Genomic DNA, 12044 nt, shown 5'->3' on the forward strand with positions numbered 1-12044 from the left:
ACCGTGTTTCGGCTCCGGGCCGCAGGGAGGGGTACTCAAAATCTGAACGATAGAGGCCGCTCGCCGCGCTAAAAAATCTCGCGAGCGAGTCACAAAGAATTTAAACCGCCTTCAGAGTAGCACATCTTCGAGATTCCGCCCTGTTTTTCACAGTTTTTCACAGCGTCCGCGCCGCAGCAAGGCAGGGCAGGGCTCTGCGCGGCGGCCTGAGCGGGCCGTCGCAGCTGCAGCCGGGTCACGCAATGCTGCCGAAAGCTGTCCTTGACGGCGGTCGCGGGAAGCTCGGCCGCGAGGGCGTCCTCCGGGGCGTCGAGCGTGGTGCGCAAGGGGACTTCCCGCACGAAGAGCACCGCGACGAACGCGACGGCCACGAGCGGGACGAGGTAGGCGAAGACCGGGGTCATCGCCGAGTTGAACGCGTGGACCACCGCGTCGTGCAGCGCCGGGTGCGCGGCCTTGAGCTGATTGACGAGCTCGGGCCGCAACTGTTCCTCGCCGCCGAGCGCGGCGCGCTCGCGCGGGGGCAGCGGGCCCAGTTTTCGGCCCATCTGGTCGTGGAGCCTGCCGACGAAGACCCCGCCGACGAGCGAGGCTCCGAGGGACATGCCGATCTGCCGGAAGAAGTTGTGCGTCGCCGTCGCGGTGCCGACCTCGTCCTGCGGCAGGGAGTTCTGCACGATGAGCACGAGGGTCTGCATGCACATGCCGATGCCCGCGCCGAGCAGGAACTGGTATCCGGCGATGGCGGCGTTGGAGGTGTCGACCTTCATCGTGGACGAGAGGCACAGGCCGAGGGCGATCACCGGGGTTCCCAGGGCCGGCAGGATCTTGTAGCGGCCGGTCCTGGTGGTGAACGCCCCGCCTGCCGAGGACGCGGCGACCATCCCGAGCATCATCGGGATCATCAGCAGCCCGGACTTGGTGGTGGACAGCCCGGTGACCATTTGCAGGTACGTGGGCAAATAGGCGGAGGAGCCGAACATCGCGACGCCGACGATGAGGCCGCCCGAGACGGCGAGGCGGACGTTGGGCACGGCGAAGACGCGCATGGGGATGATCGGGTTCTCCGCGCGCAGCTCCACGAGGACGAAGACCACGGCAAGGGCTGCGGCCGCGGCGAAGAGCCCGACGACGGCCGCCGAGCCCCAGGGGTGGTCGGGCTGCCCGCCGAGCGAGGTGGCCAGGACGAGGCAGGAGACCGAAGCCGCCATGGCGAGCATGCCCGCGACGTCCGCGCCGATCTTCGCCGGACGGCTCGCGGGCAGTTGCAGGAAGAGCAGCGTCGCCGCGATGGCGAAGGCTCCGAGCGGCAGGTTCATCCAGAACGCCCAACGCCAGCCGGGGCCTTCGGTGAACCATCCGCCGAGCAGGGGGCCGAGCACCGAGGCGAGGCCGAAGATCCCGCCCATCATCCCCATGTACTTGCCGCGCTGGCGGGGCGGGACCACGTCGGCGATGATGGCCTGGGAGAGGATCATGAGCCCGCCGCCGCCGATTCCCTGCACGGCCCGGCCCGCGATCAGCTGCCCCATGGTGTCGGCGAGGCCGCCGATCACCGAGCCCGCGAGGAAGGCGCCCATCGCCCAGAGGTAGAGGGGTTTGCGCCCGAGGACGTCGGAGAATTTGCCGTAGATCGGCATCATGACGGTGGAAGCCAGCATGTACGCCGTCGCGATCCACATTTGATGGTCCACGCCGTGCAGTTCGCCGACGATGGTGGGCTGCGCGGTGGAGAAGATCATCTGGTCCAGCGCCGCGAGCAGCATCGTGGCGAGCACTGCGGCAAGGACCGGGCCGAGGCTGGTCGTTGTCGGCCCGGCGAGCGGGGGGCGGGTGGCGCGGCTCATGGGTTCCCTCCGGATGTTTTGTACGAGTGTGCGCCGTCGACGAAGTCGGCGCAAAGCTTTTTATGCAGCGCGACGCTGCGGGCGAGATGGTCGTGGAACGGCGTGGGCGCGTCGGAGTCCGTGAACTCCTGCCAGGCGTGCCGGGTGACGGTCAGCGCGATGGTGGCGATCAGCCTCGCCTCCGGGATGAGGGCTTCGTCGGGCTCCTCGGGGCGGAGCTGGCGCAGTTTCCGCGCGCAGAGCGCCGCGAGGTCTTCGGTGAGCTTCTGCACGTAGGCGAGGCGTTGCCCGGTCAGGCGGGGATGGTCGAGGAACGCCTGCGCCCGACGGCGGGAGTGCTCTTTGCTGAGCGTGCCGGACCGGCTCGCGAGCAAGTCGATGATCGGGACGAACGGGTCCGTGTTCTCCGGCGCGAGGTAGGACTCGACCCAGGCCGGATCCGGTCCGTCTTCCTCGATCCCCAAGATGGCGCCGTCTTTCGAGCCCCAGTAGTTGAAGACGGTCTTCGCGGAGACTTCCGCGGCCTCGGCGATCTGCGCGACGGTGACCGCCTCGTAGCCGTGCTCGACCACGAGGCGCACGGCGGCCTCGTGGATCTGGGCGGCGCACGCGGCCCGCTTGCGCTCGCGCAGGCCGAGGTTCCGGGGCGGTGAGGCTGTCACACGAGAAAAGTACAGTCAATGTAAATTTACGTCAAATGGAATTACTCGGGCCGGAGCGGCGTTCAGCCTCGGCCCGCGCGGTGTTACTGTGAGATGTGGGTAACAGTCCGGGACTGCAGCCTTCTGTCTGTCTGTCCCAAGCGAGGCCGAAGCGGCCTGTGTCGGTCGGCTTCGCGGTGTCTGCCTGGGCGGGCCTCGTGTTCTGGCATTTCGTCGCAGTGCTGGCTGCGACGTGCGCTGGCCTGGCGGGCCATATGGTGGTGACCCCGCTGATCGTGGTGTTCGGCGTGCCCATCGGGTATCGGATCGGGGTGTTGGCCGTTGTCGCCGCAATTTTTTTCGCGATGGGCGCGGCGACCGTCGCCGCCGCTGTGAAATTCGCCTTCGGCGGGCGGTGGGCGAGGGGCGTGCTCGCGGCGAGCGGCGCGCTCACCGTTCTGAGCTTTCTCTGGAATGTCTTCGGCCCCTTCGTCGTCATCTCGTCGCGCGGCTTCGACATGGTGTGGGTGTTAAGCCTGCGCTCGATCAACCCGGTGTGGTACTTCCGCCACTGGCGGTTGACCGTGGAGGACGTGGCGGGCAAGGTCGACCTCTGGGCGACGGGCTTCGCGGTCCTCACGGCTGTCGCGGCGCTGGTGCTGACGTTCCTGCCATCGGCGAACCGCTATGTCCGAGAGGCCTCGTCGGGCAAGACCGCCCTTGGGCCGAAGAGCGCGTAGACCGCGTCGAAGATGGCGGGCTCCGCGTCCGCGACGCTGCCTCCGTCCTCGATGATCGTGATGGCGAGTTCGCGGAGGCCGCCGAGAAGAACGAGCGCGGTCTCCCGCCGCACCGGCGCGCCCCCAAGGGCGCGCAGCTGCGGGTTGTCGGTCAGGGCTTGGAGGATCCCGATCATGACCTCGTTGTTCCGCCGTTGGAGCTGGCGGCAGCGTTGGCCGAGGCCGGGCAGCTCGCGGACCGCGCTGACGTAGATGGCTCCGTGCTCCTCGATGGCGGCCATCCAGGCGCGCACGCCCTGGCGCATTTGCTCGACGGGGTGCGCGGACGGGTCGACCGCGCGGGCGACCCGCTCGCCGAGGCGTTCGTGCGCGACGCGCAGGAATTCGAGGTAGCACGCCTCTTTGCTCTCGAAATGCTCGTAGAAGGTGCGCCGGGAGGTCGCGGCTCGGCGGACGATGTCGGCGACGGTGGTGTTCAGGAGCCCGCGTTCGACGACGGATTGTTCGAGAGCGTCCAGCAGCCGTTGGCGGACGGGCACCTCGCGGCGGGCGTTGAGCTGCGGCTCGGCGGACATGTTCTGGCCTCCTCGCGGCCTCGGGAGCGTCAACGCTAGCACGATGGTGGAATGACCGATCCATCATTGCCCCTGATTCTGTGGTTGACATCACCGAAACCTGGTGGTACTTTCAAGTACCACCAGGTCGTGGGAATGGCGCAACGAGAGGTCAGGCGATGGAACCGGTCGACGGAGCACCAGGGGCGGGACGGATCACGACCAGGCGGATCGCGTTCCGCTATCCCGCTGGTTCGCTCGACCGCCACTACGTGCAAGGCGACCTGGTGATGAGCCATTTGGTCGCGGGGCTTTCGGCGGTGTTCCCAGAGGGGGAGGAGTTCTTCATCCGCTCCGTCCGCCGCTTCGCCGACCGGATCGACGACCCCGTGCTCACGCAGCGGGTGCGCGGCTTCATCGGCCAAGAGGTCACGCACGGGCGCGAGCATCGGGAGCTCAACGACCGCTTGCAGGAAATGGGCTACCCGACGCGCAGCGTCGACCGCTTGACCCGGCGGGCGACGCGGCTGTACGAGAAGGTGTTCTCGGCGGAGTTCTGCCTGGCCGTCACCGCCGCCCTGGAGCACTACACGGCGGTGCTCGCGGAGACGATCCTGACCGAGCCCCGCGCCCAAGAGATGCTCGGCCGCTCCGAGGTCCGGGGCATGCTGCTGTGGCACGCCTACGAGGAGTCCGAGCATCGCTCGGTGGCGTTCGACGTGATGCGCGCGGTCGGGGTCGACGAGCGCACGCGGGTGCGCGCCATGCGGTTCGTGACCATCGGGTTCATCGGCGGCACCTTCGTGCGCACCGCGCTGAGCCTGGCCTCGGACCGGTCCGCGTACAACCCGCGCAGGCTGTCGGCCAGCATCGCCAACCTGCGCGCGTCCCCGTTCTTCGGCCCGGACGTGATCGCGCGGATCAAGTCCTACGTTCGGCAGGGGTTCCACCCGGACGAGCGGGACAACGCCGAACTTCTCAAGCGTTGGGGGCGGAGCTGTTCGGCAGCGACGGCGCGTTGGCGGACAACCTCCGCTGAGCCGTTCTCGTCGGAGGTATCCTGTGTCGAGGGCCGAGCTTCTGCCGAGGCAGGCTCGAGGACCTCTTCAGAGAAAAGAGGACGCCATGGCAGAACATGTGTACCCAGTGGCTTCGCTCGCCGTGGTCAGCACGGACCGGCCGCATCGGTACGGCAAACAGCTGGTCGGGCACCTTGGCCGCCGCCATGGCGGCGAATGGGACGCCGAGACGGGCGCGGGGTGGATCGACCTCGCCAACGGGCGGGCGACCGTCGCAGCCGAAGGGGAGGCGCTGCGGCTGCGCGTCGCCGCCGAGAGCGACGAGGAGCTGGTCAGACTGGAGGACGTCGTCGGCGGCCATCTCGTCCGGTTCGGCGAGCGCGACGAACTCAGCGTGGCGTGGGAGCGCGACAGCGCGTCCCGGTGACCGCGGAGCGCGGAAGCGGTTATCAGAAACGTCATAACAAAGTGTTACCGTTGAAGAGTGACTGTCGTTCATCCCACCGTCGCCGCCTCTGACGAGGCCGTGGCCCACGAAGTGCGCGAGCTCGCCCGCCGCGCCAAAGCCGCATCGCGCCGGCTCGCGCTCCTGTCCACCGCGCAGAAGAACGAGACGCTCCTCGCCGCAGCGGACAAGATTGCCGCAAGGGCGGAGGACATCCTCGCGGCCAACGCTTTGGACGAGGAGGCGGGCACGGCCACCGGCATGGCCGAGAGCCTCAAGGACCGGCTGCGGCTGACCCCGGCCCGGATCGAGGGCGTCGCCTCGGGGCTGCGCCAAGTCGCGGCCCTCCCGGACCCGGTGGGCGAAGTGGTGGACGGGCGGACGCTGCCCAACGGCCTGCAACTGCGCCAGGAACGGGTGCCGCTCGGCGTCGTCGGCATCGTCTACGAGGCCCGCCCGAACGTCACAGTGGACGGGTTCGGGCTCGCCTTCAAATCCGGCAACGCGGTGCTGCTGCGCGGCTCCGCCTCGGCGGCCCGCTCGAACGAGGTCCTTGTGGGCCTGGTGCGCGAGGCCCTGGCCGAACGAGGCCTGCCCGAGGACGCGGCGCAGCTCTTGCCGAGCGCCAGCCACGCGAGCGTCGTCGCCCTCGCCCAGGCGCGCGGCCTGGTGGACGTGATCATCCCGCGCGGCGGGGCGGGGCTCATCAACGCCGTGGTCTCCCAGGCCACCGTGCCCGCCATCGAGACCGGCGTGGGCAACTGCCACATCTTCGTCCACGCAGGGGCCGACTTCGACCAGGCGATCACGATCCTGGTCAACGCCAAAACCCGCCGCCCGAGCGTCTGCAACACGGTCGAGACCGTGCTGGTGGACCGGGCGGTCGCCGATGTGGCGGCTCCGAAGATCCTCGCCGCGCTGCAGGACGCGGGGGTGACGGTGCACGGCGACGCCGGGGCGTTCCCCGGCCTTGGCCTGGTCCCCGCGACCGAGGCGGACTGGGCGCAGGAGTACCTGTCCCTCGACATCGCTTTCGCGGTGGTGGACGGGGTGGACGGCGCGGTCGCCCACATCGAGCAATGGGGCACCGGCCACACCGAGGCGATCGTCACGAACGACCTCGCCGTCGCGCGCGAGTTCACCGCCAGGGTGGACGCGGCGGCGGTCCTGGTCAACGCCTCCACCGCGTTCACCGACGGCGAGCAGTTCGGGCTCGGCGCGGAGATCGGCATCTCCACTCAGAAGCTGCACGCCAGGGGCCCGATGGGGCTTTCGGCGCTCACCAGCACGAAATGGGTGGTCTGGGGCGATGGGCAGGTCCGGGGCGTATGACGGTTTCTCCTGATGTGAAGATCCAGCCGTTTTTCACGAGTGTCGCCGATGTGCGCGAGCGGCTCAAGAAGACCGGGTACCTTGCGAGCGACGCGGTCGCCACTGCCGTCTTCCTCGCCGACCAGCTCGGCAAGCCGCTCTTGGTGGAGGGCCCTGCGGGAGTCGGCAAGACCGAGCTTGCGAAAGCCGTCGCGCAGGCGGCGGCGGCGCGGTTCGTGCGGCTGCAGTGCTACGAGGGCGTGGACGAGTCCAGAGTGCTCTACGAGTGGAACTACGCCATGCAGATCCTGCGGGTGCAGACCGGCAAAGAGCAGGGATGGTCCGAGACCAAGAGCGACATCTTCACCGAGGAGTTCCTCTTGGAGCGCCCGCTGCTGACCGCGATCCGCCAGACCGGGCCGACGGCGCTGCTCATCGACGAGATCGACAAGGCGGACGTCGAGGTCGAGGGGCTGCTCCTCGAAGTGCTCTCCGACTTCGCCATCACGATCCCGGAGCTCGGCCAGATCGAATCGGTCCGCCGTCCCTTCACCCTGCTGACCTCGAACGCGAGCCGGGAGCTTTCCGAAGCGCTCAAGCGCCGCTGCCTCTTTTTGCACATCGACTTCCCCGACCCGCACCTGGAGCGGGAGATCCTGGCCGAGCGGGTGCCGCAGCTGCGCCCCGCGATGGCCGAGCAGCTGATCCGCGTGGTCGGCGTGCTGCGCGGGCTGAGCCTGAAGAAGCCGCCGTCGGTGGCCGAGAGCATCGACTGGGCGCGGACCCTCATCGCGTTGGGGCAGGGCGATGGCTCCAAGCTGTCCGACAAGACGATCGAGCAGACCCTCGGCGCGGTGCTCAAGCACCGAGGCGACCACGACCTCGCCCGGCAAGAGCTGAAGCTGTAGCCATGTCCCCGCGCTTGCCCCCCATGGGAAACTTCGGCGGTTTCCGCCTTCTCGGCGATGTCGCGGGCAAAGACCAAGGTTTTCCATGGGGCCCGCGCTTTCGGCTCCCCAAGATCCCCGCGCTGCGCAAGGCCGCGGAGCGCCAGCTCGAAAAGCTCTCCGCGGCCGAGCGGCAGAGCGAGCGGCCGTCCAAGGAGCAGCCGCCGGAGCCGCCTCGGCCTTCGCCGCTGGACGGGGTCAGCGAGCGGATGATGAGCCTGGTCGAGGCGCTTCGGGACGCGGAGGTCGGGGTGAGCCCCTCCCAGGTCATCGACGCGGGCCAGGCCATGTCCGTGATCGATCTTTTGGACCGAGGGCAGTTGCGCGAGGCGCTCGCGGCCACGCTCCTGCGGCGCCCGGAGCACCGACGGATCTTCGACGCGCTCTTCGAGCTGTGGTTCCCCGAACGGGCGGGCCAGGGCGAAGCGGCGGAAGAGGAGGCCGAACTCCCGTTGGACGCGGCGGGGGAACTCGACCAGGAAGCGCTGAACGACATGCTCGCCGAGCTCATGGCGGACGACTCGCCCCAGGCCCGTCGGCGGCTGGAGCGCATGGTGGCCTCGATCGTGGACCGCTTGGGGCGCTACCAGTCCTCGCGGGGCGATTCCTTTTCGGCATACCAGGCCACCCGCCGCCTCCAGCTCGACGGTCTGGTCGAACGCCTCGTCCACGGCCTGCTCGCCGGATCCCCGGACCCCGACGAGAGCGGGCTGCGCATCGCCCAGGCGGACGCCCGCCAGCGGGTGGCCCGGCTCGAAGACGAGATCCGGCAGGAGACCAGCCGCAGAGTCGCGCAGATCCAGGGCCGCCAGCGGGTCGCGGAATACTCCGTCCGCCCGCCGCTTTCCATCCTCAACGTCCAGCAGGCCACGAACGCCGAGCTCATGATGATGCGCCGGGAGATCGTCACCCTCGCGCGGCTGCTCGCGAACCGGCTCTCCCAGCCGAGGCGGGCTGGAGCCGGGCAGCGTATCGACTTGCGCAAGACCCTGCACCGCGCGCACGCCACGGCGGGGGTGCCGGTGAAGCTCGTGCAGAAAAAGCCCCGGCCCAAACGTCCGGACCTGGTGGTCCTCTGCGACGTCTCCGGTTCGGTCGCCGCGTTCAGCCAGTTCACCCTGCTCCTGGTCCACGCCTTGCGCGAGCGGTTCTCCCGGGTGCGCGCTTTCGCCTTCGTGGACCGGATGGACGAGATCACGCACTTGTTCGTGGAATCCGCCGACCTCGCCGAGATGATCAAGCGCGCGCTCACCGAGGCGGACGTGTCCGGGCCGATGGGGCATTCGGACTACGGCAAGGCGTTCGGCCTCTTCGTCGAGCGGTTCGAAGACGCGCTCACCCGCAACACCTCGCTGCTCATCCTCGGCGACGGGCGGACGAACTACCTCGACCCGAATCTGGACGCGTTGCGCGAGATCACGGGCAAAGTGAAGCATGCGCACTGGCTGAACCCGGAGTCGGAACAGGGCTGGGGGAGCGGCGACTCCGCCGCCGACCGGTACCAGAGCGTCATGCCGATGCACGAGTGCCGCAATGGACGCCAGCTTGCGGAGTTCATCGGAAAGCTGCTGCTCGCCAACAAGTGAGCCGGGTTTTCTCGTGTGGTGGAGCGGCTGCGCGGAGATGAACGGGGAACAGGGCATCGGACAGAACAAGTGAGGACAGCCCAGGCGGCGAGCCGTCGAAATGCCGCCTGGGCTGTCTTTCTCGCCGTGCGGTCGCGTTAGGCTTTATGCGCCTTGAGCAACCACGCGGGAGACTTCATCCGGCCTTTCTCGTCCCTCGGGCGCTCCGGGAACGAGACGCCTTCGGGCAGGAGAGCTTTGAATCTGTCCGGATCCATGTTCGCGTGGATGAACGCGGGGCGGATCTCGTCGATCGCCCAGTACTTCGAGACGATTTCGCGCAGCTCCGCCTCGTCCACGCCGTTCGGGCCAGGCACGCCTTCGGGGATAGCGAGTTTGTCGAAGACCAGCACGACGTACTTCGCGCCGGGGGCCGCCGCTCGCAGGATCGAGGACAAGTAGCCTTCGCGGAACTCGACCGGCATGGAGTGGAAGAGCGTGGAGTCGACAATGGTGTCGAAGCGGCCGTCGTAGCCGGTGAAGGAGCTGATGTCCGCGACTTCGTAGGTGGCGCGGTCAGAAAGACCCCGCTCTTCGGCGGACTTGGTCGCTGCGGCGATGGCTGTGGGGGAAAGGTCCAAGCCCACGACGGTGTAGCCGAGGGCGGCGAGCTTGAGGGAAGTCTCGGCGTGCCCGCAGCCGGCGTCGAGGACCGTGCCGTGGAACTCGCCCGCTTCGATGAGCGCGTTGATCTCCGGTTGCGGCTCGCCGATGTTCCACGGCGGTTCGCCGGAGATCCGGTCGGACTCGCCCCGATAGACCTCGTCCCACTCCATCACTTGATTCTCGGCGCTCATAAGAGGCCCTCGCTTCCTAGCGTGTTGTGTTTCCTAGTGTGTTGCGTTCTCATTGTGTCAATGACGTTGACACGATCGACTGTACGTCGGATTGGCGGCCCCGTTCATGAAAAGTGGCGCAAATCACTACAAATCGGCGGAGGGGTCCGTCAAACGCCTCGGGCCGGGACCCTGCGCCGCCAGCTCGTCCCCCCAGTTCAGCGTCGCGCAGCTCTTGAGCGACAAACAGCCGCAGCCGATGCATCCGGTGAGCTGCGCCTGCATCTGCTCCAAGGCACTCCGACGGGCTTCGAGCTTGCTGTGCCACCGTGTCGCGATCTTGCGCCAGTCGGCGCGGGTGGGGCTGCGATCCTCGGGCAGTCCCTCGAACACCTCGGCCACCTCGGCGAGCGGGATGCCGAACCTGCCCGCGACCAGGATGATCGAGACCCGGCGCAGGGCGTGCCGGGGGAATCGGCGTTGGTTGCCCGCCGTGCGGGTCGACCGGATCAGGCCGAGCGATTCGTAGTACCGCAGGGCGGAGACGGCGGCCCCGGTGCGCTCGGCGACCTCGCCGATGGTGAGCGGTTGGTTTTTGACAGACGGCATGCTCCGCCCTCCTCGTGGAAATCGCATCGGCGCAGAAATCCGTTTGACCTCAAGCGCGCTTGAGCAATTAGGCTAAACCCATGTCTTCGACCGAACCACGCGCGGGGGAAAAGCGGCTTTCGGCGGATCAAAGAGGCTCTTGGCGCGAGCTGCTCGGCCGCGAGCAGGCCCCGACGGCGTTCGTCCTCGCGGCGGGAGTCGGGCTCTACGCCGTCAACGCCTATTTGACCGCGAGCCTGCTGCCCACAGCGGTCGCCGAAATCGGCGGGGAGCGGTACTACGCGTGGACCGCGACCGCGTTTCTGATCAGCTCGGTCCTCTCCGTGACGTCGGTCGGGGCGCTCGCGGGCGCGTGGGGTCCGAGGAATTCGTACGTGGTGGCGCTGGCGCTCTTCGGGCTCGGGACGCTCGTCTGCGCCGCGAGCGGCGGCATGCCGGAGATGCTGTTCGGGCGGGCGGTCCAAGGGCTCGGCGGCGGCATGCTGTCCGGGCTCGGCTACGCCACGATCAACTCGGCCCTGCCCGAACGGCTCTGGGCGTACGCTTCCGGGCTGGTGTCGGCCATGTGGGGGGTCGGCACGTTCCTCGGCCCCGCTGCGGGCGGGCTGTTCGCCCAGGCGCACGCCTGGCGCGCGGCGTTCCTCGCGCTGCTCGCCGTGACCGGGTGCGTCGCTGCCGCCGTGCCGTTCGCGTTCCGCGAGCGCCATCGCATGGGCAGGCCGCGAGGATTGCCGTCGCCGCTGTCGCTGGCGGCGCTCACGGGGGCCTCGCTCGCCGCCAGCGTCGCGAGCGCGGCTTCGAGCCTGCTCGGCCTCGGCCTCGCGCTCGCCTCGGCGGCGGCGCTGTTCGCCGGTTTCTTCTGGGCCGACTCGCGGGCGGCGCACGGAGTCTTCCCGCCGACCGCGTACGCGCGCGGGGCCAAGCTGCCATGGATTTATCTCGCCATCGGCATGCTCACCGCCGCGACGTCGGTCGAAATCTTCATCCCGCTCTTCGGACAGCGCCTCGGCGGCTTCTCGCCGCTCGCGGCGGGGTTCCTTGGCGCGTTGTTCGCGGTCGGCTGGACGCTCGGCGAGTTCCCCAGCGTCTCAGCGAGCAGCGAGCGGCTCGTGCGGACGATGCTCGTCGCGGGTCCGCTCGCGGCGGCCTGCGCGCTCGCCGTCGCGGGTTCGCTCGACCTGTCGTCGGCGCGCCTGTGGTTCGGGCTCGCGGTGCTCGCCGCCGGGGTCGGCGTGGGGGTCGCGTGGCCGCATTTGGCCGTGCTGGCGATGCGGTCGGTGGAGAACCCCGTCGAAGGGGCCAGGGCGGCGGCGGGCATTTCGGTCGCGCAGCTCGTCGCAGGCTCCTTCGGGGCGGCGTTCGCCGGATTGCTCGTCAACCTCGCCGGGCCTGGGTACGAGTCCTCAGCCCGCGCCCTCTTCTTCGGGATGGCCCCGGCCGGGTTGGTCGGCTTCTTCGCGGTCTGGCGCGCCTTGCGCCGGTCGACCCGGTCCGCGCGGGCGGATCCGGCCGCCGAACTCTGATACCGTT

The 12044-nt window shown here is 68.9% G+C and carries 11 protein-coding genes and 1 pseudogene; 7 read left to right on the forward strand and 5 right to left on the reverse strand.

Annotation, left to right across the window (positions count from 1 at the left end):
* Positions 1 to 89 precede the first annotated feature (89 nt).
* Both HMPREF9336_RS13360 and HMPREF9336_RS17610 read right to left on the reverse strand, forming a co-directional pair.
* A complete protein-coding gene (locus HMPREF9336_RS13360) occupies positions 90 to 1847 on the reverse strand; it encodes an MDR family MFS transporter (RefSeq protein WP_007467861.1) in 1758 nt (585 codons plus the stop codon).
* On the reverse strand, positions 1844 to 2509 hold the full coding sequence (locus HMPREF9336_RS17610; RefSeq protein WP_021030683.1) for a TetR/AcrR family transcriptional regulator: 666 nt from the start codon (positions 2507 to 2509) through the stop codon (positions 1844 to 1846). The genes HMPREF9336_RS13360 and HMPREF9336_RS17610 overlap by 4 nt, the downstream gene beginning before the upstream one ends.
* Before the next feature lie 176 nt (positions 2510 to 2685).
* Between HMPREF9336_RS17610 and HMPREF9336_RS13370 the strand changes: the two genes are divergently transcribed.
* Positions 2686 to 3228: a hypothetical protein gene (locus tag HMPREF9336_RS13370; protein WP_007467866.1), complete on the forward strand. Its 543-nt coding sequence runs from the start codon at positions 2686 to 2688 to the stop codon at positions 3226 to 3228.
* Here HMPREF9336_RS13370 and HMPREF9336_RS13375 read toward each other — a convergent pair.
* A complete protein-coding gene (locus HMPREF9336_RS13375; protein ID WP_007467868.1) occupies positions 3174 to 3803 on the reverse strand; it encodes a TetR/AcrR family transcriptional regulator in 630 nt (209 codons plus the stop codon). The two genes, HMPREF9336_RS13370 and HMPREF9336_RS13375, sit on opposite strands and share 55 nt — an antisense overlap.
* Before the next feature lie 158 nt (positions 3804 to 3961).
* On the opposite strand from HMPREF9336_RS13375, the pseudogene HMPREF9336_RS18030 reads away from it, so the two are divergent.
* The 5 genes and pseudogenes from HMPREF9336_RS18030 to HMPREF9336_RS13400 all read left to right on the forward strand — a co-directional run bounded on the left by HMPREF9336_RS18030 (position 3962) and on the right by HMPREF9336_RS13400 (position 9090).
* Positions 3962 to 4821 (forward strand): annotated as a pseudogene (locus HMPREF9336_RS18030) (metal-dependent hydrolase).
* Between the two features lie 86 nt (positions 4822 to 4907).
* On the forward strand, positions 4908 to 5228 hold the full coding sequence (locus tag HMPREF9336_RS13385; RefSeq protein ID WP_007467872.1) for a DUF2218 domain-containing protein: 321 nt from the start codon (positions 4908 to 4910) through the stop codon (positions 5226 to 5228).
* Between the two features lie 57 nt (positions 5229 to 5285).
* Positions 5286 to 6578, forward strand: a complete 1293-nt coding sequence (locus tag HMPREF9336_RS13390; RefSeq protein WP_007467874.1) for a glutamate-5-semialdehyde dehydrogenase — start codon at positions 5286 to 5288, stop codon at positions 6576 to 6578.
* The gene (locus HMPREF9336_RS13395) at positions 6575 to 7465 is read left to right on the forward strand and encodes an AAA family ATPase (RefSeq protein ID WP_007467875.1); all 891 of its coding nucleotides are present in this window, start codon (positions 6575 to 6577) and stop codon (positions 7463 to 7465) included. Before HMPREF9336_RS13390 ends, HMPREF9336_RS13395 begins: the two co-directional genes overlap by 4 nt.
* A gap of 2 nt (positions 7466 to 7467) precedes the next feature.
* A complete protein-coding gene (locus HMPREF9336_RS13400) occupies positions 7468 to 9090 on the forward strand; it encodes a vWA domain-containing protein (protein WP_244431671.1) in 1623 nt (540 codons plus the stop codon).
* 137 nt (positions 9091 to 9227) lie between these two features.
* Here HMPREF9336_RS13400 and HMPREF9336_RS13405 read toward each other — a convergent pair whose 3' ends face one another.
* Together HMPREF9336_RS13405 and soxR are read right to left on the reverse strand one after the other, a co-directional pair.
* A complete protein-coding gene (locus HMPREF9336_RS13405; protein ID WP_021030686.1) occupies positions 9228 to 9926 on the reverse strand; it encodes a class I SAM-dependent methyltransferase in 699 nt (232 codons plus the stop codon).
* Between the two features lie 126 nt (positions 9927 to 10052).
* Entirely contained in the window at positions 10053 to 10514 is a 462-nt protein-coding gene (gene soxR / locus HMPREF9336_RS13410; protein ID WP_007467880.1) for a redox-sensitive transcriptional activator SoxR, read from the reverse strand.
* Between the two features lie 80 nt (positions 10515 to 10594).
* Between soxR and HMPREF9336_RS13415 the strand changes: the two genes are divergently transcribed.
* Positions 10595 to 12037 carry an MFS transporter gene (locus tag HMPREF9336_RS13415; protein ID WP_021030687.1) on the forward strand — a complete coding sequence of 481 codons (1443 nt, stop codon included), beginning with the start codon at positions 10595 to 10597 and terminating at the stop codon, positions 12035 to 12037.
* Positions 12038 to 12044: the final 7 nt, after the last annotated feature.

The organism is Segniliparus rugosus ATCC BAA-974, from assembly GCF_000185725.2.
Classification (GTDB): domain Bacteria; phylum Actinomycetota; class Actinomycetes; order Mycobacteriales; family Mycobacteriaceae; genus Segniliparus; species Segniliparus rugosus.

What these genes read in the sequence shown, in the direction of transcription:
- soxR (WP_007467880.1), bottom strand. Translation starts at nt 10,514, where the DNA reads ATGCCGTCTGTCAAAAACCAACCGCTCACCATCGGCGAGGTCGCCGAG.
- HMPREF9336_RS13405 (WP_021030686.1), bottom strand. Translation starts at nt 9,926, where the DNA reads ATGAGCGCCGAGAATCAAGTGATGGAGTGGGACGAGGTCTATCGGGGC.
- HMPREF9336_RS13395 (WP_007467875.1), top strand. Translation starts at nt 6,575, where the DNA reads ATGACGGTTTCTCCTGATGTGAAGATCCAGCCGTTTTTCACGAGTGTC.
- HMPREF9336_RS13415 (WP_021030687.1), top strand. Translation starts at nt 10,595, where the DNA reads ATGTCTTCGACCGAACCACGCGCGGGGGAAAAGCGGCTTTCGGCGGAT.
- HMPREF9336_RS13385 (WP_007467872.1), top strand. Translation starts at nt 4,908, where the DNA reads ATGGCAGAACATGTGTACCCAGTGGCTTCGCTCGCCGTGGTCAGCACG.
- HMPREF9336_RS13400 (WP_244431671.1), top strand. Translation starts at nt 7,468, where the DNA reads ATGTCCCCGCGCTTGCCCCCCATGGGAAACTTCGGCGGTTTCCGCCTT.
- HMPREF9336_RS13360 (WP_007467861.1), bottom strand. Translation starts at nt 1,847, where the DNA reads ATGAGCCGCGCCACCCGCCCCCCGCTCGCCGGGCCGACAACGACCAGC.
- HMPREF9336_RS13375 (WP_007467868.1), bottom strand. Translation starts at nt 3,803, where the DNA reads ATGTCCGCCGAGCCGCAGCTCAACGCCCGCCGCGAGGTGCCCGTCCGC.